23 protein-coding genes are annotated in these 26,617 nt (G+C 68.6%); 14 read left to right on the top strand and 9 right to left on the bottom strand.

The features are described 5' to 3' along the window. Positions 1 to 37: 37 nt before the first annotated feature. From ACFVYS_RS07870 to ACFVYS_RS07805, 14 genes are all read left to right on the top strand, one after another. On the top strand, positions 38 to 655 hold the full coding sequence (locus tag ACFVYS_RS07870) for a hypothetical protein (RefSeq protein WP_389499860.1): 618 nt from the start codon (positions 38 to 40) through the stop codon (positions 653 to 655). Between the two features lie 28 nt (positions 656 to 683). After that, on the top strand, positions 684 to 1,877 hold the full coding sequence (locus tag ACFVYS_RS07865; RefSeq protein ID WP_389499858.1) for a phage tail protein: 1,194 nt from the start codon (positions 684 to 686) through the stop codon (positions 1,875 to 1,877). Continuing rightward, positions 1,874 to 3,163, top strand: coding sequence for a tape-measure protein (locus ACFVYS_RS07860; RefSeq protein WP_389499856.1), 1,290 nt, complete (start codon positions 1,874 to 1,876; stop codon positions 3,161 to 3,163). Before ACFVYS_RS07865 ends, ACFVYS_RS07860 begins: the two co-directional genes overlap by 4 nt. A gap of 19 nt (positions 3,164 to 3,182) precedes the next feature. Further along, on the top strand, positions 3,183 to 4,103 hold the full coding sequence (locus tag ACFVYS_RS07855; RefSeq protein WP_389499854.1) for a phage distal tail protein: 921 nt from the start codon (positions 3,183 to 3,185) through the stop codon (positions 4,101 to 4,103). 4 nt (positions 4,104 to 4,107) lie between these two features. Further along, complete coding sequence (locus ACFVYS_RS07850; RefSeq protein ID WP_389499852.1) at positions 4,108 to 5,424, top strand: hypothetical protein; 1,317 nt, start codon at positions 4,108 to 4,110, stop codon at positions 5,422 to 5,424. Between the two features lie 83 nt (positions 5,425 to 5,507). Then, positions 5,508 to 6,722: a hypothetical protein gene (locus ACFVYS_RS07845; protein ID WP_389499851.1), complete on the top strand. Its 1,215-nt coding sequence runs from the start codon at positions 5,508 to 5,510 to the stop codon at positions 6,720 to 6,722. 26 nt (positions 6,723 to 6,748) lie between these two features. Next, positions 6,749 to 7,936, top strand: a complete 1,188-nt coding sequence (locus ACFVYS_RS07840) for a hypothetical protein (RefSeq protein WP_389499849.1) — start codon at positions 6,749 to 6,751, stop codon at positions 7,934 to 7,936. 43 nt (positions 7,937 to 7,979) lie between these two features. Then, positions 7,980 to 9,077 (top strand): hypothetical protein, encoded by a 1,098-nt coding sequence (locus ACFVYS_RS07835; RefSeq protein ID WP_389499847.1) that lies wholly within the window; start codon positions 7,980 to 7,982, stop codon positions 9,075 to 9,077. Continuing rightward, positions 9,074 to 10,216 carry a hypothetical protein gene (locus ACFVYS_RS07830; protein WP_389499845.1) on the top strand — a complete coding sequence of 381 codons (1,143 nt, stop codon included), beginning with the start codon at positions 9,074 to 9,076 and terminating at the stop codon, positions 10,214 to 10,216. The genes ACFVYS_RS07835 and ACFVYS_RS07830 overlap by 4 nt, the downstream gene beginning before the upstream one ends. Further along, complete coding sequence (locus ACFVYS_RS07825; protein WP_389499844.1) at positions 10,216 to 10,956, top strand: hypothetical protein; 741 nt, start codon at positions 10,216 to 10,218, stop codon at positions 10,954 to 10,956. The genes ACFVYS_RS07830 and ACFVYS_RS07825 overlap by 1 nt, the downstream gene beginning before the upstream one ends. Before the next feature lie 30 nt (positions 10,957 to 10,986). Beyond that, positions 10,987 to 11,403, top strand: coding sequence for an ATP-binding protein (locus ACFVYS_RS07820; protein ID WP_389499842.1), 417 nt, complete (start codon positions 10,987 to 10,989; stop codon positions 11,401 to 11,403). A gap of 99 nt (positions 11,404 to 11,502) precedes the next feature. Next, the gene (locus ACFVYS_RS07815; protein WP_389499840.1) at positions 11,503 to 12,390 is read left to right on the top strand and encodes a peptidoglycan-binding protein; all 888 of its coding nucleotides are present in this window, start codon (positions 11,503 to 11,505) and stop codon (positions 12,388 to 12,390) included. 15 nt (positions 12,391 to 12,405) lie between these two features. Further along, positions 12,406 to 12,654, top strand: a complete 249-nt coding sequence (locus ACFVYS_RS07810; RefSeq protein ID WP_267018877.1) for a hypothetical protein — start codon at positions 12,406 to 12,408, stop codon at positions 12,652 to 12,654. After that, positions 12,651 to 12,911: a hypothetical protein gene (locus ACFVYS_RS07805; protein WP_054238759.1), complete on the top strand. Its 261-nt coding sequence runs from the start codon at positions 12,651 to 12,653 to the stop codon at positions 12,909 to 12,911. The genes ACFVYS_RS07810 and ACFVYS_RS07805 overlap by 4 nt, the downstream gene beginning before the upstream one ends. Before the next feature lie 80 nt (positions 12,912 to 12,991). Here ACFVYS_RS07805 and ACFVYS_RS07800 read toward each other — a convergent pair whose 3' ends face one another. The 9 genes from ACFVYS_RS07800 to nusG form a co-directional block, all read right to left on the bottom strand. Further along, positions 12,992 to 16,891 carry a DNA-directed RNA polymerase subunit beta' gene (locus ACFVYS_RS07800; RefSeq protein ID WP_171398903.1) on the bottom strand — a complete coding sequence of 1,300 codons (3,900 nt, stop codon included), beginning with the start codon at positions 16,889 to 16,891 and terminating at the stop codon, positions 12,992 to 12,994. A gap of 97 nt (positions 16,892 to 16,988) precedes the next feature. Then, entirely contained in the window at positions 16,989 to 20,474 is a 3,486-nt protein-coding gene (gene rpoB / locus ACFVYS_RS07795) for a DNA-directed RNA polymerase subunit beta (RefSeq protein WP_389499837.1), read from the bottom strand. Positions 20,475 to 21,030: 556 nt separating this feature from the next. Then, positions 21,031 to 21,414: a 50S ribosomal protein L7/L12 gene (gene rplL / locus ACFVYS_RS07790; RefSeq protein WP_389499835.1), complete on the bottom strand. Its 384-nt coding sequence runs from the start codon at positions 21,412 to 21,414 to the stop codon at positions 21,031 to 21,033. A gap of 111 nt (positions 21,415 to 21,525) precedes the next feature. Continuing rightward, on the bottom strand, positions 21,526 to 22,056 hold the full coding sequence (gene rplJ / locus ACFVYS_RS07785; protein ID WP_020132671.1) for a 50S ribosomal protein L10: 531 nt from the start codon (positions 22,054 to 22,056) through the stop codon (positions 21,526 to 21,528). Positions 22,057 to 22,351: 295 nt separating this feature from the next. Beyond that, positions 22,352 to 23,173 carry an LppX_LprAFG lipoprotein gene (locus ACFVYS_RS07780; RefSeq protein WP_389499833.1) on the bottom strand — a complete coding sequence of 274 codons (822 nt, stop codon included), beginning with the start codon at positions 23,171 to 23,173 and terminating at the stop codon, positions 22,352 to 22,354. Between the two features lie 93 nt (positions 23,174 to 23,266). Next, positions 23,267 to 24,181, bottom strand: coding sequence for a hypothetical protein (locus ACFVYS_RS07775; RefSeq protein WP_389499831.1), 915 nt, complete (start codon positions 24,179 to 24,181; stop codon positions 23,267 to 23,269). A 146-nt stretch (positions 24,182 to 24,327) separates the two neighbouring features. Then, positions 24,328 to 25,053 (bottom strand): 50S ribosomal protein L1, encoded by a 726-nt coding sequence (gene rplA / locus ACFVYS_RS07770; protein WP_389499829.1) that lies wholly within the window; start codon positions 25,051 to 25,053, stop codon positions 24,328 to 24,330. Positions 25,054 to 25,138: 85 nt separating this feature from the next. Next, positions 25,139 to 25,573, bottom strand: a complete 435-nt coding sequence (gene rplK, locus ACFVYS_RS07765) for a 50S ribosomal protein L11 (RefSeq protein ID WP_020132675.1) — start codon at positions 25,571 to 25,573, stop codon at positions 25,139 to 25,141. 167 nt (positions 25,574 to 25,740) lie between these two features. After that, positions 25,741 to 26,586, bottom strand: a complete 846-nt coding sequence (gene nusG, locus ACFVYS_RS07760) for a transcription termination/antitermination protein NusG (RefSeq protein WP_389499827.1) — start codon at positions 26,584 to 26,586, stop codon at positions 25,741 to 25,743. Positions 26,587 to 26,617: the final 31 nt, after the last annotated feature.

The following is a 26,617-nucleotide window of genomic DNA, read 5'->3' as shown; positions in this document are numbered from 1 at the left end:
GGCGGGAGAGCACACAACCAAGAAAGGCGGTACCCCTATGGCCGGCCCCTCCACGTCGGGCGGCAACGCCGAACACACCTTGAATCTGAATGAGATCTCGCCTGCCGTTCGTGACGCGTTCCAGCTGTACTTCCGCAAAGACGAGGCGAAGACCCTCGTCATGAAGGTCACCGCGATCAACCACACGGTGGACTACCTGAAAATCGGCCTGGCGGCCGTCGCGACGGGTCTCACTCTGGTCAAAGCGGACTTCACCATCGCGAAGGTCGACGAAAAAGGAATCAGTTGGCTGGGCAACACCCTCTACACCTTCCCCTGGGCGAAAGAGGGACACAACTGGTGGCGCACGATCATGCCCGAGAAGTTGGTCCGGAAATTCGACGAGAAGGAGGAAGAGAAGAAGGAGCTGCGCAACTACGTCGACCGGACCTTCTACCAGGCATCCCGCGCGGAGGGTCTCCACACCGGAATTCGGCGCGCCAAGGACGCGGCGGCACAGGCACAGCGTGACGTCGACTCCCTGCGCGCCGGGTTGCGCAGTGCCGCGGCGGCAGGCGCACCGAGGTCCGTGACGCGGGATCTGTCCGCGAAGAAGGACGTCACAGAGCTCAGGGCCTCCGTCACCTCCCTGAGCGCGGCCCTCGCAGGCATCTGAGCGCGATCACGAAAGGACCGGACGACGGATGTCACTTGTTCGAGCACTCGAAAGATCAGCCTCCGGGCTCAAGAATTTCCAGACACAGGCGAATTCGGCCGGCACCGCCGCGAAGGGCGTCGGTGACAAGGCGAAGTCCGGGGAAGGGCAGCTCAAGCAGTTCAAAACCGCCGCCCAGGGCGCCGAAAAGGAACTGAAGGATCTCAAGACCGCCTCCGACCAGGCCGAGAAGTCGCTCGGCAAGGCCGGGAAGACCGGGTCCAGTGCCGGTACGAACCTCGGCAAGTACGAGTCCGGGGCGGGCAAGGCCGCCAAGGGCCAGGACAAGATGAACAAGTCGATGAAGGGCAACTTCTTCGGCATGCTCATGGACCTGCTGGCACCGCTCATCGAGAAGGTCGTCGAAATGGCGACCAAGTCGAAGACCATGCAGAAGGTCCTCAAGACCGCCTTCGGCGTCATCAAGTCCGTGATCAGCACGGTCATGAAGGCCATCGGGCCGATCATGAAGAACGCGGCCAAGCTCATCAAGTCGGTCTGGACCGGCATCAAGACGGCGATCTCGGCCGTCGTCAAGGCCGTCGCCACGGTGATCAAGACCTACGTCGCCATCTGGAAGAAGGTCATCACCACCGCGCTGAACGCGATCAAGACGGTCGTCTCCAGCGTCTGGAAGGGCATCAAGGCCGTCATCTCGCCGGTCGTCAACTGGGTCAAGTCCGCGATCCCCAACGCCTTCAAGGCCGTCAAGGACAAGCTGTCCAGCATCTGGGGCGGCCTCAAGGGCATCGCGGGCCGCGCCTTCGACGGCATCAAGAGCGCGGTGAAGGGCCCGATCAACGCGGTCATCGGCATCATCAACCGCGCGATCGGCGCCCTCAACGGCATCAAGGTGTCGATTCCCGGCTGGGTCCCGGGCGTCGGCGGCAAGACCTTCGGCGTCAGCCTGCCCAGGATCCCGATGCTGGCCACCGGCGGTGTCGTCATGCCCCGCTCCGGCGGTGTCCCCGCGATCCTCGCCGAGGCCGGTGAGGCGGAGGCCGTCCTGCCGCTGAGCAAGCTGGACCGGCTGCTGCGACGGGCCGCCGCCCAGGGCTCGGCGTACGCCGGGGCCGCCGGTTCGGGCGGCGCGCTGCACATCGAGCACTACTACGCGGCCGAGGGCAGCAGCCCGCAGCGGACCGCCGACGCGCTGATGTTCCTGGCGAAGGCACGCGGATGAGTGCCGCCGCACTGCCTGCGGGAGGCGGGGCGGCCGATCTGTTCGCCGGGGTGGCACCGGCTCTCCAGGCCTTCCGGTCCCGGCTGGGACAGAACACCGCCGCGGCGCGCTCGCTGGCCGGCCGGATCAGGAGTGCCGCCACCGGCGTCGACGCCGTCCGTTCCGCCGCTTCCCAGGGCGCCACCGCCGTGCGTCAGGTCAAGACCGGCGCCGACGCCGCGAGCCGCTCCGTCGCGAAGACCGGACAGACCGCCACCACCGCCGCCTCCGGCATCAAGTCGGCCGGCACCCGGGCCAAGGGCGCCGGCAAGTCGCTCGGCACCCTGAACTCCGCGTTCGGCGGTGTCCTCGCCATCGTCGGTGCGCTCATCGAGGCCTCCGGTGTGCTCGGCGACCTCATGGGCGCCTTCGGCACCGCCATGACCATCGGCTCCGGCGTGATGCTGGTCATCAACGCCCTCACCCGCGCCAACCCCATCGGGTTCGTCACCGGTCTCCTCCTGCCCGTCGCCGGCTGGCTGATCGATCTCGCGCTGAACTCCGAGACCGGGCAACGGCTGATGGAGCAGCTCGCCACCCTCGTACTGAAGTACGTCGAGGGCTATCTGACCGTCATGACGCCGCTGCTCAAGGGCATCGCGAGCGCGGTGAACACGTACGTCACCGGATACCTGGCCGTCATCACCACCGCGCTCACCGTCATCGGCACGCTCCTCGGTACCGGCTTCGCCGTCATGAAGGCGCTGACCACCGGGGACACCCGGGCGCTCAGCGGCAAGGTGTCATCGGTCTGGCGGGGGTTCAAGGACGCGGTGCGGCCGGCGCTGGAGTGGATCACCAGGGACGTCCCCCGGATGTTCGCCCGGATCAAGGAGGCCACCTCCCGCACCCTCGACGCGATGGGCAGGTTCGTGACGACCGGCGCCCAGACCGTCGCCGGCGTGGTCAAGGGGCCGATCCAGGGACTCATCGCCTTCGCCAACTGGGTCATCGACGGGCTCAACTCCCTGAGTTTCTCGATCCTCGGCAAGAAGTTCGGCATCCACCTGGACAAGATCCCGATGCTCGCGGAGGGCGGCATCGCCGTCCCCGGCGCCGCCCGGGGCGCGGGCCGGGTACTGCCGCTGACCACCCTGGAGCGGCAGCGGGCGCTCGCCCGGCACAACGGGGCGCCGACGTCCCGACCGGCTCACCGGGTCAAGGAGTTCCACGAGAGCGCGGGCACGGGCGCCCGCGGCACCGCGGAAGACCTGCTCTTCCTCGCCTCCGCCCACGCCCGCACATGAGAGTGAGGTGACGGCCACCATGGCCGAGATCACGACAACCGCATACACAGACGATGTGGCCCCCGGCTCACTCATCACCCGCGACGGGCAGATGCAGTGGGCCGGACTGCTGATGGGCCCCGGCACCTCCTACGAGATCGACCGCGGCGGCCTCAGCGGCTGGGAGGACCTGCCGGAGTACGACTCCTCCGACGCCGACCACCCCACCGCGCACGGCGCCTGGCCGGGCGCCCGCTACGCCAAGCCGCGCAAGGTCGGCGGCACGGTGTGGACCGTCCCGGCGCAGGACGACGCCGCCTCCTCGCTCATCGCCACCCGTGTCCTGCGCCAGGCGCTGCTGCTCGGCGACGCGGAGCGCTGGCTGGCGGTGCGGCTGCACGGCGAGACGCTGGCCGTACGGGCCCGAGTCAGCCAGCGGGTGCTGGCCGCCGACCGGACGTACACCACGCAGGGCGTCTCCCGGGCGTCCGTGCAGTGGTACGCCACCGACCCGCGCCGCTACTCGGTCACCGAGCAGACCGCGGTCACCGGCGCCCCGCAGCCGGAGAGCGGTCTGACCTGGCCGCTGACCTGGCCGCTGTACTGGGGGCAGGCGGCCTCCACCGGGGACGTCAACGCCGACAACGGCGGCTCCGCACCCACCCATCCGGTGATCACCTTCACCGGGCCGTGCGCCAATCCGACGGTGACCGACCGGACCTCGGCGCAGCGGCTGCGCTACGAGATCGCGCTGGCCTCGGGCGACGAGCTCGTCGTCGACACCGCCGCCGGCACGGTCACCCTCAACAGCACCGCCTCGCGCCGGCACACCGCGGCAGCGGACAGCAGCCCCGAGGAACTCTTCGCGTTCGCCCCCGGCCGCGCGCAACTGGCCTTCCGACCCGACACCTACGGATCCGGCGCCCAGATGACGGTGCGCTGGCGAGAAGCGGAGTGGTGATCCCATGACCGTGCGAGCCGCCTGGCTCACGGAGACCGGCCAGACCCGGGAGGACACCCGGGTCACCCTGTCCGGACTCCTCACCCCGAACGCCCTGGTCCCGGAGAACATCCCGCTCAAGGCCCGCGGCGGCATCGTCCCCGGCGGCTTCGCGCTCAGCGGCACCACCGGGGGCATGACCCTCACGATCGGCACCGGCCGCGCCTTCGTCCAGGGCGGCCGGACCAACCAGGGCACCTACCCCGTGGCGGTGACCGAACCCGAGAGCCTGACGATCGAGGACGGCGACCCCACGCACCAGCGGATCGACCTGGTCGAACTCGTCGTCCAGGACAGCGCCTACGACGGCACCGCGGACACCGTGGCACGCGTCCGGCTGGTCAAGGGCACTCCCTCGGCCACGCCCCAGCAGCCGGTCGGCCCCGACGGCAGCACCCTGCCGCTCTACCGGATCCTGGTGCCCGCCGGGGCGTCGGCCGGCTCCGGCGGACTGGCCTGGGACTCCGCCGTCACCAACCTGCGCTACGCCACGGTGGCGCTCGGCGGCATCGTCCCCGCCGCCGGTTTCAACGGCGCGTACGCCGGCCAGTACCGGGACAACGCGGGCGTCCTGGAGCGCTGGGACGGCTCCGTCTGGGTCGCGTACCCCAAGGGCCTCGGCGGGATCCCGCCGGCCGGCACCCTGACGGCGGGCAGTTACGCCGGCCAGTACCAGGAGGACCCCACCGGTCCGCTCCAGCGCTGGAACGGTAGCGCCTGGGTCCCGTACCCGAAGTCCGTCGGCGGCATCGCTCCCTCCGGCACCGTCGCCACCGGCGGCTATCCCGGCCAGTACCGGGAGGACTCCGCCGGGCTGCTCCAGCGCTGGAACGGCACGGCCTGGGTCTACGCGGAGGGCCGCACGACGGTGCTGCTCAGCGTCTCGCAGACCAGCGAGCAGTCCGTGGCTCCCAACGCCTGGACGCAGCTGACCCTGCAGAGCGCCGACGTGGACGACGCGGCCGGCTGGTCGGGGTCCACCACCTACACGGTGCCGAGGGCCGGCTGGTGGCGGGTCTCGGGATCCGTCACCTGGTACATGCAGCCCTCCGCCGGCTCGCGCGGCGCTCGCGTCCACCTCAACGGCGGCGGTGTCGCGCGCGCCACCTGGCTGGTCGGCGCCGGCCCCGGCGCGACCTCGGTCGGCGGCACCGCCCTGATCCGGTGCGCCGCGGGCGACAAGCTCACACTGAACGGGCTGCAGAGCTCCGGCTCGACCATCAACACCCTCGGCGGCTCCGGCTACTACACCAACTTCACGGCCGAGTGGCTCAGGTCCTGACGCGTCCTGACGCGTCCTGACGAGCCCTCACCTCATCCACGCACAGCCGGAGCCCACCTCCGAAGACCACAGGAGACCAGCAGATGAACCTGCGCAGCTCATGGCTGGCCGAGACCGGCCAGACCCGCGAGGACACCCGACTGACCCAGCTCGGCGCGACCACCCCGGCCAACCCGCTGGACGTCCGCTCCGGCATCCTGCCCGGCTCCTACGACGGCCAGTACCGCCTCTCGGGCTTCTGGATGGAGGGCGGCGCGGGCACCATGACCGCCACCGTCCACGAGGGCCGGGCCGTCGTCCAGGCCGACAGCAACCAGGGCGCCTACCCGGTCACGCTGGCCGAGCCGATCACCCTCACCTTCGCCGACGGCGACGCCTCCTACGGCCGGATCGACGTCGTCGTCCTGCGCGTCTACGACGACCTGTACGACGACTCGGGCTTCACCAAGGCCGCCGTGGAGATCGTCCGGGGCACACCGGCGGCCACCCCCGCCGTGCCCGCGCTCCCGGAGATCGCGCTGCCGGTCTACCAGGTGGCCGTCCGGGCCGGCATCAGCGCCGGCAAGGGCGGGATCAACTGGAGCACCGACGTGACCGACCTGCGCACGCCCACCGTCGCGGTCGGCGGCATCCTGCCCGTCTACGGCGACACCGGCAACGGCGCCTACCCGGGCCAGTACCGCGACTCCGGCGGCGCCCTCCAGCGCTGGGACGGCTCCGCCTGGGTGTCCTACCCCAGCGCCCTGGGCGGCATCGCCCCCTCCGGCACCGTCACCACGGCCAGTTACACCGGCCAGTACCGCGACACCCCCGCCGGGCTCCAGCGCTGGAACGGCACCGCCTGGGTGACGTACCAGCCGGTCCCGACCTGGACGAATTACACACCGCTCTGGCGCTGCGAGACCGGCGCGGCGCCCACGCTGGGCAACGGCACGCTGGCCGGGGCGTATGTGAAGACGGGCACCGTCGTCACCTTCCGGATCTACCTCAAGATCGGTTCGACGACCAACCTGTCCGCCCAGGACGCCAACGGCGACTGGACCTTCTCGCTGCCGGCCGCACCGGTCTCCACCGCCTGGAAGCTGGACGGACGGGTGCTGAACGCGGAGGCCTTCGACGAGTCCACCGGCCTCACGTACCAGGGCAGCGGACTCCTCGCGGTGGCCAACGGCGGAGTGGTCCGCTCGCTGCGCGACACCCTCAAGACCAGCAACAGCCCGTGGGACAAGTCGGTCCCGTTCGCCTGGGCCGTCAACGACATCCTCTCCGTCCACGGCACCTACGAGTCGGCTTCCTGACCGGCCTCCTGACGAAGGGAACCACCATGGCCGTACGTTCCGCCTGGCTGTCGCCCGACGGCCAGACCCGGGAGGACACCCGGGTCACCCAGATCGGGGCGGTCACCCCGGTCACCGACATCAAGGGGCGCTCCGGAGTCCTGCCCGGCTCCGAGAACGGCCTGTACCGGGTCACCGGTCTCTGGCTGAACGGCACCACCGGCGGCATGACCGCCACCGTCGGGGTGGGCCGGGCCGTCATCCAGACGTCCGTCGCCCGCGGCGCCTACCCGGTCGCCGTCACCGAACCGGTCCCGCTCACCTTCGACGCCGGCGACCCCCAGTTCGGCCGTGTCGACCTCGTCGTCCTGCGGATCTACGACGACGCCTACGACGGCTCCGACCGCACCGAGGCCGCCGTCGAGATCGTCAAGGGCACCGCGGCCGCCACCCCGGTCGCCCCCGCCGCCCCGGACGCCTCCCTCGTCCTGTTCACCGTCGCGGTGGCCAAGAACGCCGGGGCCGGCAGTGGCGGCATCGACTGGGACAACGCCCGCGTCGATCTGCGCCCCACCACCGTCCCGCTCGGCGGCATCCTGCCGACCCGCTCCGACGACACCACTCCCGGCGGCTACCCCGGGCACTACCGGGACATCAACGACACGCTCCAGCGCTGGAGTTCCACGGCCTGGGTGCCCTACCCCAAGGGCGTCGGCGGGGTCGTCCCGGCCGGGGTACTGACCACCGGCGGCTATGCCGGCCAGTACCGCGACTCCTCGCTCGGCCAGCTCCAGCGCTGGAACGGCGGTGCCTGGCAGCCGGCCGTTCCGGGGCCCGCCTTCGTACAGTCGCTGGACGCCGGGACCACCGCCTCGACGACGTACACGGCCGCGCTGGCCTCCACCACCGTCACGGCGCTCACGCTCAACTTCACCGCTCCGCCGTCCGGCTCCGTGATCATCGGCCTGGGCGCCCGGATGTCCTCGGGCGGCGAGACCGCGCAGGCGCACATGTCCCCGCAGGTCACGCAGGGCTCCACGGTGATCTGGGCGGCCGACGACGAGCGGGCCGCGTCCGGTTCGGGCGCCGTATCCAAGTCGACGTCGACGCAACTGCGCCTGAACTCCCTCACCGCCGGCTCGACCTACACCGTCACCGCGATGCACCGGTCGAGCAACGCGAGCTTCACCTGCGCGTTCGACACCCTCTTCCTGCGCGTCGACCCGATCGCCTGAACCACCGTCCCGCTCCCGCCCGTTCTCCCGAAAGGAGTCGACCATGCCCGTGCGCTCCGGATGGCTCTCCCCCGACGGCCAGTCCCGTGAGGACACCCGCCTCGTCTCGCTCGGCGCCCTGACCCCCACCTCGTCCGTCGCCACCCGCTCCGGTGTGCTGCCGGGCTCCTCCGACGGCGCCTCCCGCATCTCCGGCTTCACGCTCACCGGCACGGCGAACAGCATGTCCGCCACGGTCAGCCCCGGACGTGCCGTGCTCCAGAGCACCGACGCCAGGGGCGCCTACCCGGTCGCCCTCACCGAGTACCTGCCCGTGACGTTCGCGGACGGCAACGCCCAGTACAACCGCATCGACCTGCTCGTCCTGCGGATCCACGACGACGCCTACGACGGCTTCGGCCGCACCGAGGCCGTCGTCGAGATCGTCCCGGGCACCCCGGCCGCGGCCCCGACGGTACCGGCGGCGCCCGGCCTGTCGCTGCCGCTGTACGAGGTCACCGTGCCGGCCAACGCGAGCGCGGGCACCGGCGGCATCGCCTGGGCCTCGGCGCTGGTCGGCCGCCGCACCGCCACGGTCGGCGTCGGCGGCATCCTCCCGGTGACCACGGACACCTCCAACGGCGCCTACCCCGGCCAGTACCGGGACCTCGGCGGTCAGTTGCAGCGCTGGACCGGCACGGCCTGGACCGACTACCCGGCGCTGCCGACCTGGCAGAGCTGGACGCCGGCGTGGACGACCAGCACCGGCCTGGCGACGCCGTCCTACGGCAACGCCACCGTGAACTGCCGGTACGTGAAGTCCGGCAGGACCGTGCACTGCAACTTCACGATCGTCTTCGGCAGCACCACCACCTACGGCACCGGCTCCGCCACGACCGACAACTGGCGGTTCTCCCTGCCGGTGCCGGCCGCGGGCGCACAGTCGGTCGTCGGGTTCGCCGAACTCGGCGTGGACAACACCAGCCGGATCGTCTCGCGCGTGCAGATCCCCACCTCCACCACATTCGAACTGGTGATCTCCACCGGCCGTTCCAGCGGGGCCGCGCTCGCCAACACCGGTGTCGTGGACGCCACCTCGCCATGGACCTGGGCGAGCACAAACTCCATCCTCGGCACCGCCACCTACGAGGCGGCCTCATGAGCGTCAACACGCCCTACCGCGCGATCTTCTGCGATCTGCGCACCGACGACACCATCGACATCCTGCCCCTGCGGGACGTCACCGTCGACGACTACATCGGCAAGGCCGGATCCCTCTCCGGCACCGTCCCCGTCCCCAACGCGCAGGTGGCCGCCCGCGTCCGCCGCATCGAGGAGGGCCGCACCGCGGTCTACCTCCAGCGCGGCAACGACCTGTGGTGGGGCGGCATCATCTGGACGTCCACCCTGCAGAGCGACGACCGGGGCGTGCTCACCCTCGGCATCCAGGCGGCCACCTTCGAGTCGTACGCCGGCCGCCGCCGTATCCGCCAGGACCTCACCTTCTCCGGAACCCACGACCAGCTGGAGGTGGCGCGGCGGCTGTGGCGTCACCTCCAGACCGGCGAGCTCGTCGACGACGGCACGCCTCCTCCGCCGACCGGCGGCGACATCGGCGTCACCTTCGGGCAGGAGCTCTCCGGGGTGACGCGCTCGGTGTCGTACCGCGACGGCGACGAGAGCGTCTACCTGGAGGCGATCGACGCCCTGGCGGCGCTGGAGAACGGCTTCGAGCACTACATCGCCGTCTACCGCGACCCGGTCACCGGCACCCGGGTCCGCCGGCTGCGGCTGGGCAGCCCGAAGATCACCACCGGCAGCACCGACCTGGTGATGGACCGGCCCGGCACGATCCTTTCGTACAGCTTCCCGCGCGACGCCACCCGCGGCGGGACCACGGCCCGGGCCCGCGGCGCCACCGACAACACCAACCAGGCCGTCGAGTCCCGCCCGCTGTTCGCCGACGCCGACATCCCCGACGGCCAGGCCCTGATCGACGTCGGCTACCCGCGTATCGACCTCGCCTCGGACCACAACGACATCGCGAGCACGACGATCCTGCGGTCCCTGGCCAACGCCGAACTCGCCGAGGCCACCGGTGCCGTGGTGATCCCCGAGATCAGCGTGCGCCTCGACGACCTGGTGCCGTCCGCGCTGCTGGGCCGCACCGTCCGCCTGCGGATCACCGACGAGTGGTGGACCGAGGGCCTGGACGCCCGCTACCGGATCATCGGCGTCAAGGTCAGCCCGGCCCAGCGCGGCCGTCCCGACACCGCCGAGCTCTACCTGGAGGACGCCTGATGCCCCAGCTCCCCGAAGACATCATCGACCGGCTCACCCAGATGGAACGCCGCATCCAGCAGCTGTCCACCGCCGTCAACACCCGCCCCGCCCTCAACACGATCACCGGCGGTGAGGTGGAGATCAAGGACGGCACCCTGAAGGTCACCGACGGCGGCACCTTGCTCGTCCAGCGGCCCGGCAGCACCGACACGATGTTCCGGGTGGGCTCGTGGAAGGACGCCGAGTACGGCCTGGAGATCCACCGCCAGACCGGCAGCCTCGCCATGACCCTGTTCAACGGGGACGGCAGCGCCAACTCGCTCCAGCCGCTGCGCATCTACGACAACGGCAACCGGGAGATCTTCTCCGACGACGTCAACAGCGGCGGCCTGGCCCGGCCCTGGCTGGCCATGCTGCCCCCGCAGGACTCGGCACAGGCGCGCTGGCCGCAGACCACCTCGACCGCCTGGGCGACGATCGCGATGTCGTACAACCCGGTCTGGCAGCCGAAGATGCGGCTCCGGCTGAGCACCGCGGCCGGTTCCGGCGCGACCGGCCAGGTCCGGGTGCTGGTGAACAGCGCCCAGTGGGGCCCCACGGTCGCCGCCGGCACCGAGTTCGACTACACGGACCTGGTCAGCGCCACCTTCTCCTCCGTGTACACCACCACCCTCAAGGTGGAGATCCAGGCCGTCGTCACGAGCACCTCGGGCACCGTCTACGCCACCCCGGTCCTCATGCACGGCCGCCAGAGCTGATCCCCGACAACACAGGAAGGCAGCGCGTCCATGGACATCGACCCCACCCAGCCCTGGGGCCTCGCGATCGACTACGCGGGCCGGGCCACCCTTACCGAGAGCGGCCACACGATCCACGTCAACGTCTCCGACACCAGCCTCAGCTCGGTCGTCGGCCCCGACTCGATCAGCGGCACCTACTCGCCGGTCAACGTCACCGCCCAGTTCACCGAGACCGGCGAGGGCGGCGCGGTCCTGCGCGGCACCGGCCGCATCACGATCATGCCCGTCGGCACGGACCCGGTCGTCCCCGACCCGACGGCCGTCCAGCGAGCGGTCGCCGACGCCCTGACCGACTTCGCGGCCAGCGCTGCGGCCTACGTCGCCCTGTGCGCCCGCTGGCAGCCGGACGAAGGCACCGAGGACGGCGACGGCACCAGCACCGACGGCGACCCCGCCATGGTCTGAGGCCACCGCACAACAGCAGAACCACCCCCGCCACCCCGAGCCGCTCCCCCGCCGGCCGGGGTTTTCTCATGCCCGAACACTCCCCAGGGAGGCACCACCATGGCCAACCCCCTCTCCGCCGACGCCCTCGTGTCCGCGCTGCGGGCCGAGGGCGTCACCGTCGTCGAACACTCCGGCTGGCGCACCAACAATCGCAACCACAAGGGCAGTTGGGGCCCGGTCAACGGGGTGATCGTGCACCACACCGTCACCTCCGGCACCGGCAACAGCGTGAGCCTGTGCTTCGACGGCCACTCCGCCCTGCCCGGTCCCCTCTGCCACGGCGTGATCGCCAAGGACGGCACGGTCCACCTCGTCGGCAACGGCCGCGCCAACCACGCCGGCAGCGGCGACGGTGACGTCCTGAGGGCCGTCATCGCCGAGAAGGCGCTGCCCGCGCCGAACGAGAGCGACACGGACGGCAACGTCCACTTCTACGGGTTCGAGTGCGTCAACCTCGGCGACGGCAAGGACCCGTGGCCGACGGTCCAGCTGGAAGCCATGGTCCGCGCCTCGGCCGCGCTGTGCCGGGCGCACGGCTGGTCCGCCGCCTCCGTGATCGGCCACAAGGAGTGGACGAACAAGAAGACCGACCCGCGCGGCTTCACCATGGCCGACTTCCGTGCCAGGGTCGCGACCCGGCTGGGCAAGCCGACCACCCCGGGCACCGGAACCGGCACCGGCACCGGTACGCCGCAGTACCAGCCCTTCCCCGGCGCCGCCTGGTTCCGGAAGAACCCGAAGTCGGCGATCGTCACCGCGCTGGGCAAGCGCCTGGTCGCCGTCGGCTGCTCCGCCTACACCTCCGGCCCCGGCCCGCAGTGGACCGAGGCCGACCGTCTCTCCTACGCCAAGTGGCAGCGCAAGCTCGGCTACACCGGCTCCTCCGCCGACGGCTGGCCCGGCGCCAAGTCCTGGGCGGCGCTGAAGGTCCCCCACAGCTCCTGAGAATCGAGGCTCCCGATGTCAGAGGCCGCCAAGCGCACCCTCCGTACCGTTCTCCAGACCGCTGTCGGCCTGTGCGTCCTGCTGCCGACGGTCGTCGACGCCGCCGGCATCCCCGGCACCCTGCCCTGGGCCGCCGCGGCCCTCACCGCGGCCGCCGGCGTCACCAGGGTCATGGCCCTGCCCGCCGTACAGACCCTGCTGCCCTCGTGGCTGCGCACGGACACCCCGGCCGGCGGAAGGCCCAGCGAAAAGAGCGACGCGTGAACGAACCCTTCTCCGACCCGGCCGCCGTGGCCCTGGAACTGGAGCGGCTGCGCGGCACCGTCGAGGCCGGCTTCGCCCGCGTCGACGGCTCGCTCGCCCTGCTGGTCCAGCGCAGCGACCAGACCGACAAACAGATCGCCGACCACGAACAGCGCCTCGACGCCCTGGAACGCTCCCGCTGGCCGCTCGCCAGCATCGGCGCCCTGGCCGCCCTGGCGACGGTCGCCGTCACCGCCTGGGAGCTGACCGGCCGCTAGCGCCGGCCCCCGGACATGCCGAAGGGCGGCCACCCCGTGCGCAACGGGGTGACCGCCCTTCAGTACTTCAGACGTACGCCTTACTGGTTGTACGGACCGTAGTCGTAGTCCTCCAGCGGAACGGCCTGGCCGGAGCCCGTGCCGAACGGCGAGTAGTCGATGTCGTCGTAGCCGACGGCCGAGTACATCGCGGCCTTGGCCTCCTCGGTCGGCTCGACCCGGATGTTGCGGTAGCGGGACAGACCCGTACCGGCCGGGATGAGCTTACCGATGATGACGTTCTCCTTGAGGCCGATCAGGGAGTCGGACTTGGCGTTGATCGCCGCGTCCGTCAGCACCCTGGTCGTCTCCTGGAAGGACGCCGCCGACAGCCAGGACTCCGTGGCCAGCGAGGCCTTGGTGATACCCATGAGCTGCGGACGACCGGAGGCCGGGTGACCGCCCTCCTGCACCACACGACGGTTCTCGACCTCGAACTTCGAGCGCTCGACGAGCTCGCCGGGCAGCAGCTCGGCGTCGCCGGACTCGATGATCGTCACGCGGCGCAGCATCTGCCGGATGATGATCTCGATGTGCTTGTCGTGGATCGACACACCCTGCGAGTTGTACACCTTCTGGACCTCGCCGACCAGGTGGACCTGGACGGCACGCTGACCCAGGATGCGCAGCACGTCGTGCGGGTTGGTGGCACCCACGGTGAGCTTCTGGCCCACCTCTACGTGCTCGCCCTCGCTGACCAGGAGACGGGCACGCTTCGAGATCGGGAACGCCGTCTCGTCGCTGCCGTCGTCCGGCGTGATGACGATCTTCTTGGTCTTCTCGGTCTCCTCGATCCGCACGCGGCCCTGGGCCTCGGAGATCGGGGCGACACCCTTCGGGGTACGGGCCTCGAAGAGCTCGACGACACGCGGCAGACCCTGGGTGATGTCGTCACCGGCCACACCACCGGTGTGGAAGGTACGCATCGTCAGCTGGGTACCGGGCTCACCGATGGACTGGGCGGCGATGATGCCGACCGCCTCACCGATGTCGACCAGCTTGCCGGTGGCCAGCGAGCGGCCGTAGCACATGGCGCAGGTGCCGACCTGGGACTCACAGGTCAGGATCGAGCGGGTCTTGACCTCCTCGACACCGTGGCGCACGAGCTGGTCGATGAGCACGTCGCCCAGGTCCACGTTGGCCGGCGCGATCACCTTGCCGTCGATGACGACGTCCTCGGCGAGCATGCGGGCGTAGACGCTGGTCTCGACGTCCTCGGCCTTGCGCAGCACGCCGGCCTCGTCGTGCGAGGCGATCCGCAGCTTCAGACCGCGCTCGGTGCCACAGTCCTCCTCGCGGATGATGACGTCCTGCGAGACGTCCACCAGACGACGGGTCAGGTAACCCGAGTCGGCGGTACGCAGGGCGGTGTCGGCCAGACCCTTACGGGCACCGTGCGTGGAGATGAAGTACTCGAGGACGGACAGGCCCTCACGGAACGAGGCCTTGATCGGACGCGGGATGGTCTCGTTCTTCGCGTTCGACACCAGACCACGCATACCGGCGATCTGCCGCATCTGCATCATGTTTCCTCGGGCACCCGAGTCAACCATCATGAAGATGGGGTTCGTCTTGGGGAAGTTCGCGTTCATCGCCTCGGCGACCTCGTTGGTCGCCTTGGTCCAGATCGCGATGAGCTCCTGCGTGCGCTCTTCCTTGGTGATCAGACCGCGCTCGTACTGCTTCTGGACCTTCTCGTCCAGCTCCTCGTAGCCCTTGACGATGGCCTTCTTGGCCTCGGGCACGACAACGTCGGAGATGGCCACGGTGACACCGGAGCGGGTGCCCCAGTAGAAGCCGGCCGCCTTCAGGTTGTCGAGCGTCGCCGCCACGATGACCTTGGGGTAGCGCTCCGCGAGGTCGTTGACGATCTCGCCGAGCTGCTTCTTGCCCACCGAGTAGTCGACGAACGGGTAGTCCTCGGGCAGCAGCTCGTTGAAGAGCGCGCGGCCCAGGGTCGTCCGCAGGCGGAAGGTGTCACCCTGCTGCCACTCCGGCTCGCCCTCTTCGCGGGCCGGCGGGGTCCAGCCGCGCGGCGGGATGGTGCCCACCGGGAAGCGGATGTCGATCGCCGACTGCAGCGCGAGCTCACCGGCGTCGAACGCCATGATCGCCTCGGCCGTGGAGCCGAACGCGCGGCCCTCGCCCTTGGTGTCACGCAGCTCGCCGTCGGTGGTGAGGAAGAACAGACCGAGGACCATGTCCTGGGTCGGCATCGTCACCGGACGGCCGTCGGCGGGCTTCAGGATGTTGTTCGAGGACAGCATCAGGATGCGGGCCTCGGCCTGCGCCTCCGCGGAGAGCGGCAGGTGGACGGCCATCTGGTCACCGTCGAAGTCCGCGTTGAACGCGGTGCAGACGAGCGGGTGGATCTGGATGGCCTTGCCTTCGACCAGCTGCGGCTCGAAGGCCTGGATGCCGAGGCGGTGCAGGGTGGGCGCACGGTTCAGCAGAACCGGGTGCTCGGCGATGACCTCTTCGAGGACGTCGTACACGACCGTGCGGCCGCGCTCCACCATGCGCTTCGCGCTCTTGATGTTCTGCGCGTGGTTCAGGTCGACCAGGCGCTTCATCACGAACGGCTTGAAGAGCTCCAGCGCCATCGCCTTCGGCAGACCGCACTGGTGCAGCTTCAGCTGCGGACCGACGACGATCACGGAACGCGCGGAGTAGTCCACACGCTTGCCGAGCAGGTTCTGACGGAATCGACCCTGCTTGCCCTTCAGCATGTCGCTGAGGGACTTCAGCGGGCGGTTACCGGGACCGGTGACCGGGCGACCACGACGACCGTTGTCGAAGAGGGCGTCGACGGCCTCCTGGAGCATGCGCTTCTCGTTGTTCACGATGATCTCGGGCGCACCGAGGTCGAGAAGGCGCTTCAGGCGGTTGTTCCGGTTGATCACACGGCGGTACAGGTCGTTCAGGTCGGAGGTCGCGAAGCGGCCACCGTCCAGCTGCACCATCGGGCGAAGGTCCGGCGGGATGACCGGCACGCAGTCCAGCACCATGCCCTTGGGGCTGTTGCTGGTCTGCAGGAACGCGGAGACGACCTTGAGGCGCTTGAGCGCACGGGTCTTCTTCTGGCCCTTGCCGGTACGGATGATCTCGCGGAGGCGCTCGGCCTCCTCGTCGAGGTCGAAGGACTCCAGGCGCTTCTGCAGCGCCGCGGCACCCATCGAACCGTCGAAGTACGTGCCGAAGCGGTCACGCAGCTCGCGGTAGAGCAGCTCGTCGCCCTCGAGGTCCTGGACCTTGAGGTTCTTGAAGCGGGCCCACACCTCGTCGAGACGGTCGATCTCGCGCTGGGCGCGGTCACGGAGCTGCTTCATCTCACGCTCGGCGCCTTCGCGCACCTTGCGGCGCACGTCGGCCTTGGCGCCCTCGGCCTCGAGCTCGGCCAGGTCGGTCTCGAGCTTCTTGGCGCGGGCCTCGAGGTCGGAGTCGCGGCGGTTCTCGATCTGCTGACGCTCGACGGAGACGTGCGCCTCCAGCGAGGGCAGGTCACGAGTACGGCGCTCGTCGTCGACGTACGTGATCATGTACGCCGCGAAGTAGATGACCTTCTCGAGGTCCTTCGGAGCCAGGTCGAGCAGGTAGCCCAGACGGCTCGGGACACCCTTGAAGTACCAGATGTGCGTGACGGGAGCGGCAAGCTCGATGTGGCCCATCCGCTCACGACGCACCTTGGCGCGGGTCACCTCGACGCCGCAGCGCTCACAGATGATGCCCTTGAAGCGGACACGCTTGTACTTGCCGCAGTAGCACTCCCAGTCCCGGGTCGGACCGAAGATCTTCTCGCAGAAGAGTCCGTCCTTTTCGGGCTTGAGCGTGCGGTAGTTGATCGTCTCGGGCTTCTTGACCTCGCCGTGGCTCCACTGACGGATGTCGTCAGCGGTAGCCAGACCGATCCGGAGCTCGTCGAAGAAGTTGACGTCGAGCACTATGCGTCAATCCCTCTCAGGGTTGTAAGTCTTAGGGTCTGATACGGGGGTCCCGGGGCCGGCAGGGCTCAACGTCGTGAGCCCTGCCGAACCCCCGTCAGACCTCTTCGACGCTGCTCGGCTCACGCCGGGACAGGTCGATGCCGAGCTCCTCCGCAGCGCGGAAGACATCCTCGTCGGTGTCACGCATCTCGATGGACATACCGTCACTGGACAGCACCTCCACGTTCAGGCAGAGAGACTGCATCTCCTTGATGAGCACCTTGAAGGACTCGGGGATGCCGGGCTCGGGGATGTTCTCGCCCTTGACGATGGCCTCGTAGACCTTCACGCGGCCGGTGACGTCGTCGGACTTGATCGTCAGCAGCTCCTGGAGGGCGTACGCGGCGCCATAAGCCTCCAGCGCCCACACCTCCATCTCACCGAAGCGCTGACCGCCGAACTGCGCCTTACCACCCAGCGGCTGCTGGGTGATCATCGAGTACGGACCGGTCGAGCGGGCGTGCAGCTTGTCGTCGACCAGGTGGTGCAGCTTCAGGATGTACATGTAGCCGACCGAGATCGGCTCCGGGAACGGCTCGCCGGAGCGGCCGTCGAACATCCTGGCCTTACCGGTCGGGAGCACCATGCGCTCGCCGTCACGGTTCGGGATGGTGTGGTTCAGCAGACCCGCGAGCTCGTCCTCACGCGCACCGTCGAAGACGGGGGTGGCGACGTTGGTACCCGGGGAGACCTGGTCGGCGCCGATGGCCTGCAGGCGCTTGGCCCAGTCCTCGCCGAGTCCGGAGACGTCCCAGCCGCGGCTGGCGAGCCAGCCGAGGTGGATCTCCAGCACCTGTCCCGGGTTCATTCGGGACGGCACACCCAGCGGGTTGAGGATGATGTCGACCGGGGTCCCGTCCTCGAGGAACGGCATGTCCTCGATGGGCAGGATCTTGGAGATGACACCCTTGTTGCCGTGACGGCCGGCGAGCTTGTCACCGTCCGTGATCTTGCGCTTCTGCGCCACGTAGACCCGAACCAGCTGGTTCACGCCCGGCGGCAGCTCGTCGCCCTCTTCACGGTCGAAGACGCGGACGCCGATGACCTTGCCGATCTCGCCGTGCGGCACCTTCAGCGAGGTGTCACGGACCTCACGGGCCTTCTCACCGAAGATGGCGCGCAGCAGGCGCTCCTCCGGGGTCAGCTCGGTCTCACCCTTGGGCGTGACCTTGCCGACGAGGATGTCACCGGCGACGACCTCGGCACCGATACGGATGATGCCGCGCTCGTCGAGGTCGGCGAGGACCTCCTCGGAGACGTTCGGGATGTCCCGGGTGATCTCCTCCGGGCCGAGCTTGGTGTCACGGGCGTCGACCTCGTGCTCCTCGATGTGGATCGAGGAGAGGACGTCGTCCTGCACGAGGCGCTGCGACAGGATGATCGCGTCCTCGTAGTTGTGACCCTCCCACGGCATGAACGCCACGAGCAGGTTCTTGCCCAGGGCCATCTCGCCGTTCTCGGTGGCCGGGCCGTCGGCGAGGACCTGACCGGTGATGATCCGGTCGCCCTCGTTGACGATGACCTTCTGGTTGACCGAGGTGCCCTGGTTGGACCGGGAGAACTTGGCCAGGCGGTACGTGATGTACGTGCCGTCGTCGTTGGTCGTGGTGATGTAGTCCGCGGAGACCTCCTGGACCACACCGTCCTTCTCGGCCTTGACCACGTCGCCGGCGTCGACGGCGGAGCGGTACTCCATGCCGGTGCCGACGAGCGGGGCCTCGCTCTTGATGAGCGGCACGGCCTGACGCATCATGTTCGCGCCCATGAGGGCACGGTTGGCGTCGTCGTGCTCGAGGAACGGGATCATGGCGGTCGCGACCGACACCATCTGGCGCGGCGAGACGTCCATGTAGTCCACGTCGTCACCGGGGACGTAGTCGACCTCGCCGCCACGGCGGCGGACCAGGACGCGGTTCTCGGTGAAGCGCAGGTCGTCGTCGAGCGTGGCGTTGGCCTGCGCGATGACGAACCGGTCCTCTTCGTCGGCCGTCAGGTAGTCGACCTCGTCGGTGACGACACCGTCGGTGACCCGGCGGTACGGCGTCTCCACGAAACCGAACGCGTTGACGCGGCCGTAGGAGGCGAGCGAACCGATCAGACCGATGTTCGGGCCTTCGGGGGTCTCGATCGGGCACATGCGTCCGTAGTGGGACGGGTGCACGTCACGGACCTCGAAGCCGGCCCGCTCACGGGACAGACCACCCGGGCCGAGGGCGTTGAGACGACGCTTGTGCGTCAGACCCGACAGCGGGTTGTTCTGGTCCATGAACTGCGACAGCTGGCTGGTGCCGAAGAACTCCTTGATGGAGGCGACGACCGGCCGGATGTTGATCAGGGTCTGCGGCGTGATCGCCTCGACGTCCTGGGTCGTCATGCGCTCACGCACGACGCGCTCCATACGAGCCAGACCCGTACGGACCTGGTTCTGGATGAGCTCGCCGACGCTGCGGATACGACGGTTGCCGAAGTGGTCGATGTCGTCGGTCTCGACCATGATCGAGCGACCGGACTCGCCGACCGTCTCGGTCTCCCCGGCGTGCAGCTTCACCAGGTACTTGATCGTCGCGATGACGTCCTCGACGGTCAGGACACCCGCGTTGAGCGGGGCCTCGCCACCGAGCTTCTTGTTGACCTTGTAGCGGCCGACCTTGGCCAGGTCGTAGCGCTTGGGGTTGAAGTAGAGGTTCTCGAGCAGCGTCTGCGCGGCCTCACGCGTGGGCGGCTCGCCCGGACGCAGCTTGCGGTAGATGTCCAGCAGCGCGTCGTCCTGGCCCTGGGTGTGGTCCTTCTCCAGGGTGGCGCGCATGGACTCGTACTCGCCGAACTCCTCGAGGATCTGCTCGGTGGTCCAGCCGAGAGCCTTCAGAAGGACGGTGACGGACTGCTTGCGCTTGCGGTCGATACGCACACCGACCATGTCGCGCTTGTCGATCTCCAGCTCCAGCCAGGCACCCCGGGACGGGATGACCTTGGCGGAGAAGATGTCCTTGTCGGACGTCTTGTCGATGGAGGAGTCGAAGTAGACACCCGGCGAACGGACCAGCTGCGACACCACGACACGCTCGGTGCCGTTGATGACGAAGGTGCCCTTGTTGGTCATGAGCGGGAAGTCGCCCATGAAGACCGTCTGGGACTTGATCTCGCCGGTCTCGTTGTTGGTGAACTCGGCCGTCACGAAGAGCGGGGCCGCGTACGTGAAGTCGCGGTCCTTGCACTCGTCGATGCTGTTCTTCGGAGGCTCGAAACGGTGGTCGCGGAAGGTCAGCGACATCGACCCGGAGAAGTCCTCGATCGGAGAGATCTCCTCGAAGATCTCCTCCAGACCGGACTTGGTGGGGACGTCCTGACCGGACTCCAGGGCGGCCTCGACGCGACCCTTCCAGGCGTCGTTGCCGAGCAGCCAGTCAAAGCTCTCGGTTTGCAGCGCGAGAAGGTTCGGAACCTCGAGGGGCTCCCTGATCTTTGCAAAGGAAATGCGCAGCGGGGCGGTGCTGGCGGCGTTGTTCGTATTCGCGATCGAGGCGTTGCGCGAGGCGGCCAAGAGGGGGTCCTTCCGAGGGCTCGGACTCACTACGCGCGTACCGGCTCCTCTCCTGCGCACAGAGACAGAAATCCCAGGTGGGGGATTGTCTGGTCGTCTGGCTCAAGGGAGGGCATGCCCCTGGTGACGGGCAGGGAACAGCTAACAGGCAGCGCAAAGGGTCAGTGTAGCCACTTGGCACACTGATGTCCAGTGCGGGTTTCTGGAGACCCTCGTAGTTCTCAACGCCCTCGGTCTGCTAGCCCTCAACGCACGGTGATACTGCCCTCTTTGCCGTCGATCCATGCCTCGGATTCGGATCCTTGTGACGACGCGTCCTGAGAATTGCGCGCTGCGTGCGGTTCGTCAAGGCCCCCCTGCGCGAACTCGGGCGCTGGAGACACGATGAAGATCACCATACCCCCCGGTCAAGCGGGTGCAAGGTAACCGTGGCCACGCTCCCAGGAACGCCGAAGAGCGACCACCCAGATGGATGATCGCTCTTCGGTGCGTCAGCGTTACAGCCCCGGAGGGACTGCTTCAGCCTTCACGTCCGGTCGTCGCCGACCGGGAGGTGTTACTTGACCTCGACGGAGGCGCCGGCGGCCTTGAGGGACTCGGCAGCCTTCTCGGCGGCGTCCTTGGCGACCTTCTCGAGGACGGGCTTCGGAGCGCCGTCGACGAGGTCCTTGGCCTCCTTCAGACCCAGGGAGGTCAGCTCACGCACGACCTTGATGACCTGGATCTTCTTCTCGCCGGCACCGGTGAGGATGACGTCGAACTCGTCCTGCTCCTCAGCGGCCTCGACGGCGGCCGTCGGGCCGACGGGGGCAGCGGCGACCGCGGCGGCGGCGGTGACGTCGAACTTCTCCTCGAACGCCTTCACGAACTCGGAGAGCTCGATGAGGGTGAGGTTCTCGAACTGCGCGAGCAGCTCTTCCTGGGACAGCTTCGTCGCCATGGTGGGCGATCCTTCCATTCAATTCGGCAGGTGCCGGATGTACATGTCGGCGGGCGTACGTTCGGCCCGCGTCGACCGCTACCTCAGGCAGCGGTCAAAGTGCGAGCCGAGTTACTCGGCACCGCCCTGCTCGGCCAGCTTGACGCGAAGCGCCTCCGCGGTGCGGACGAACTTCGACGGAAGCGCCTGGAAGAGCGAGGCAGCCTGAGACTGCTTGCCCTTCATGGCGCCCGCCAGCTTGGCGAGCAGAACCTCGCGGGACTCGAGGTCCGCAAGCTTCTTGATCTCGTCGGCGGACAGCGCCTTACCGTCAAGGACACCGCCCTTGATGACGAGGTTCGGGTTGTCCTTGGCGAAGTCACGAAGACCCTTCGCCGACGTCACCGGGTCACCAGTGATGAAGGCAACCGCCGTCGGACCGTTGAACAGGTCGTCGAGCGTCGAGATCCCGGCCTCGTTGGCCGCGATCTTGGTCAGCGTGTTCTTCACCACGGCGTACTGGGCGTCTTCACCGAGCGAACGACGCAGCGTCTTGAGCTGCGCCACGGTGAGACCCCGGTACTCGGTCAGCACAGCGGCGTTCGAGCTGCGGAACTGGTCCGCGAGCTCGGCTACCGCGGCAGCCTTGTCGGGCCTTGCCATAGAGCGTCGGCCTCCTTCCGGGTGATGAGGACCGCTCAGAAGGGGCTGGGACAACGAAACGCCCCGGCGCAGGCGCACGGGGCGTTGCTCGACCGAGCGAATTCCGTGGAAGGATTTCGATCCGGGAGCGTATCCACTGACACCTACGCGGGTCGTCCGCATTGCAGCGGATCCTTCGGCCACCGCCCCCTCTTGCGAGAGCACGGCAACGACCAGCGGTCTTTGGCTTCTCGAGGAGACTACGTGAACGGGGCGCCGTCAAGCAAATCCGCCCGTACGGGGCCCGGTACGGATCTCAGTTCCGGGCCTTCTTCAGCTCCTTGGCCATGTCCAGGGTGTCCGAGGTGGCCGGCGCCTTCACGGTCACGGGCTTGCCGAAGTCACGGAAGGTGAGGGTGAGGTCGAGCTCCCCGTGCCGTCCGAAGCCCTGCACCCGCAGCTGCCGCGTACGGTCCTCGGCGTCGACCCACAGGTCCATGGTGAGTTCGTCCACCCCCTGCTTCTCGTACTGGGCGAGGCTCTTCTCGGTCCGCTGCCGGACGCTCTTGTCCTCGTCCTCGTAGGAGGCGCGGATGTCGTCGACGGTGGCCGTGCCCGTGTAGTGGGTGGTGCGGACGCCGTCGACGGTCTCGGAGCCGGCCTTCTTCAGGTCGTCGGCCGCGGCGAGGAACCCGCCCTCGTGGGAGGGGTTGTCCCGGACCCGGTCCACCATCGTGCCGGTGTCGACCTTGATCCCGCTGGGGGTGTCGGAGCTGCCCGGCGCCCCGAACTTGATCCAGTGCTTGCCGTTCTCGTCGGCTTCGTCGCTGCCTACATACAGCATCCCGCCGACCAGCCGGAACTCACCCGTGCCCTGGTCGGGCCCGCTGAGCACGGTGGACTTCAGGCTCATGGCCGGCGGCTTGACGCCGATCGCCGCCTCCGCCTTGATACGGCCCTCCTCCGGCGTCCGCCCGGTCATGCGGTACCGCAGGGACACGGTCTCCTCCGCCTTCTCCGCGGCCCGGGTGACGGCGGCCGCGGCGACGGAGTCACCTCCGCTCTCCGTCCCGCCCGCCGCCCCACACCCCGCGACGAGCAGCACGGACAGCCCGAGGACACCCACGGAAGACCTCATCCAACTTCCCCCAGAACCCGATACAGCGAACACACGGTCTATTCACAGCAAGACCGTGAAGGTATCCCAGGGGATCGGGAGAGGTCCCGTGATTTACGAGCCGGTACCCGCCCCCTGCTGCTTCACCAGCTCCGAGAAGTCCGCGGTGTCACTCGCCGGAGGCACCTCGGCGGAGACCTCGGTGCCGTAGTCGGTGTAGTACGCGGTCTGAGCGTAGGCGCCCGCCGTGGTCTCGCCCTTCTCGACCTTCTTGACCAGCAGATCCCGGTCGTCGACCCAGATGTCGACCGTCTCGGTGGTGACGCCGGCCTGCTCCAGCGTCTTCCTCAGGTCGTCGAGCTGGCTCTGGCTGAGGTTGGAGTTCTTCTCGGCGAGGTCCGCCACCTCGACCGTCCCCGAGTAGTGCGTGGCCCGCTGCCCCCGCACCTTCTCCTCGCCGACCTCCCGCACGTCCCCGGAGGCCAGCAGCAGCTTCACCGACTGGTTCGGGGTGGTGTTCTGCATCTGGTCCTTCAGATACGCGCCGGAGCTGCCGCCGAGGCTCTCCAGGTCGTCGTACGCGTATCTGATCCAGTGCCTGCCGCCGGCCTGCTCCGCGAAGGTGTCGCCCATCCTCGCGTAGTAGGCGTCGGGCAGATAGCGGGCCTCCATCGACGTGGTGCCCATCTGGCGCATGGTGTCGGCCATGGTGCCGCCGGTGTACGTGATGGTGAGCGTGCCGGTGAGGCCGTCCCCCCAGCCGAGGGTGCCGTCGGCGGTCATCGCCATCACCGAGCCCATGGTCGTGGTCGACTCGACCTTCGCGGAGTCGGCGCCGTCGGTGGACTTCTCGGCGGTGCGCAGGGCCGCGATGGGGCTGAGTCGGGGGGTGCCGTCCCCGCCCTTCTCGGAGCCGCCGAAGCCGCCCGAACCCTCGGAGCCGTCGGAGCCGCCGCAGGCCGTCACCCCCGTCAGCAGAGCCGCCGCGACGATCGAGAGGCCCGCGTGGCGCAGATTCGTGCACTTCATTCGTCCCACCCCCATGGATTCCTGTCACTGAACGCTAACGCACAGCACTGACAGTCGTACGAAAAAGATACGTACGGCAAAAGGGACGAGCCCCGCACCTCGAAAGGTTGCGGGGCTCGTCACCGACTGAGGGTGAGCTGTCAGGCTCAGACCGCGGCCGGGTCCTCCTCGACGAGAAGGTTCCGGGTGCGGTTCGGGTCCACCAGGATGCCGGGGCCGATCGTGGTGCTGATCGCGGCCTTCTTGATGTAACGACCCTTGGCGGCGGACGGCTTCAGGCGGAGGATCTCCTCCAGGGCCGCGCCGTAGTTCTCCACCAGCTGGGTGTCGTCGAAGGACGACTTGCCGATGATGAAGTGCAGGTTCGAGTGCTTGTCGACGCGGAACTCGATCTTGCCGCCCTTGATCTCCGTGACGGCCTTGACCACGTCGGGGGTGACGGTGCCGGTCTTCGGGTTCGGCATCAGACCACGCGGACCGAGCACGCGGCCGAGGCGGCCGACCTTGCCCATGAGGTCCGGGGTGGCGACGACGGCGTCGAAGTCCAGACGGCCCTTCGCGACCTCGTCGATCAGTTCGTCGGAGCCGACGATGTCGGCGCCGGCGGCCTCCGCGGCCGCAGCACGGTCACCGGTCGCGAAGACCAGGACCCGGGCGGTCTTGCCGGTGCCGTGCGGCAGGTTCACGGTGCCACGGACCATCTGGTCGGCCTTGCGCGGGTCGACACCCAGGCGGAAGGCGACCTCGACGGTGCCGTCGAACTTGCTCGTGGAGGTCTCCTTGGCGAGACGGACGGCCTCGAGCGGGGCGTAGAGCTTCTCCCGGTCGATCTTGGCGTCCGCAGCGCGGAGGGACTTGCTGCGCTTGCTCACTACTGCTCCTGTGTGTCTTGAGGAGTCGTGGTATGGGCCGAGCAGGCCCTGCCACGGTGCTACGAAGGTGCTACGGGGCTGGTGATCAGCCTTCGACCGTGATGCCCATGGAGCGGGCGGTGCCGGCGATGATCTTCGACGCGGCGTCCAGGTCGTTGGCGTTCAGGTCGGGAAGCTTGGTCGTGGCGATCTCGCGGACCTGCGCCTCGGTGATCTTGGCGACCTTGGTCTTGTGCGGCTCGCCAGAGCCCTTCTCGACACCAGCGGCCTTGAGGATCATCTTCGCGGCCGGCGGCGTCTTGGTGATGAAGGTGAAGGAGCGGTCTTCGTAGACCGTGATCTCCACCGGGATCACCCAGCCACGCTGCGACTCGGTCGCGGCGTTGTAGGCCTTGCAGAACTCCATGATGTTGACGCCGTGCTGGCCGAGCGCGGGGCCGACCGGCGGCGCGGGGTTGGCCGCACCGGCGTTGATCTGGAGCTTGATGAGCCCCGTGACCTTCTTCTTCTTGGGAGGCATTGCTCTCTCCGGGTCCTAGTGAGAGTTTTCAGCCTCGTTCCGGATGATCCGGATGGAGGCATACCGCACAACGATAACGGGTATCCATGCGCGGCCAAAAACCGAGCAGGTCAGACAGGCTGTGAAAGCCTGTCTGACCTGATCGGAGGCTTGTGTTCCAGAGGAGGCTAGTTCTTCTGGATCTGGTCGAAGCTCAGCTCGACCGGGGTCTCGCGACCGAAGATCTCGACGAGGCCCTTGACCTTCTTCGAGTCGGCGTTGATCTCGTTGATCGTGGCCTGGAGCGTGGCGAACGGGCCGTCGGTGACGGTGACCGAGTCACCCACCTCGAAGTCCAGCACCTGAACCTCGACCTTGCGGGACGGAGCCGGCTTGCCCTCGGCCTCGGCGGCCTCACGCGCGGCCTTCTCCTCGGCCTCCGGGGCGAGCATCTTGACGATCTCGTCCAGGGTCAGCGGGTACGGGTCGTACGCGTTGCCCACGAAGCCGGTGACGCCGGGGGTGTTACGGACGACGCCCCAGGACTCGTTCGTCAGGTCCATGCGCACCAGCACGTAGCCGGGGAGCTTGTTCTGACGGATGGTCTTGCGGTCGCCGTTCTTGATCTGGACGACCTCTTCCTGCGGCACCTCGGCCGCGAAGATGTAGTCCTCGACGTTGAGCGAGACGGCGCGCTGCTCCAGGTTGGTCTTCACCCGGTTCTCGTAGCCGGCGTACGTGTGGATGACGTACCACTCGCCGGGGAGGGTGCGCAGCTCCTCGCGCAGGGCGACAACGGGGTCGACGGGCTCGGCCGGCTCTTCTTCCTCGGCCTCGTCGACGACGTCCTCGTTCTCGACGTCCTCGTCGGCTTCCTCGTCCTCGACGTGGAGTGCGGCTTCCTCCGCGGGTTCGCCCGCTTCGGCCTCGGCAGCCTCGAACTCGTCCACCTCGTCCGCACCCTCGACGATGTCGAGCTCGTCGTCCACGGACTCTTCCGGCTCGATGGCGTCGTTCAGGTTCTGGTCAGACACGGTGGCTGCTTCTTCCTGGATACATAGGGGT

The sequence above is a fragment of the Streptomyces sp. NPDC058295 genome (genome assembly GCF_042880655.1).
Taxonomy (GTDB): Bacteria; Actinomycetota; Actinomycetes; order Streptomycetales; family Streptomycetaceae; genus Streptomyces; species Streptomyces coriariae.
This window is presented reverse-complemented; position numbering and strand designations above follow the sequence as displayed.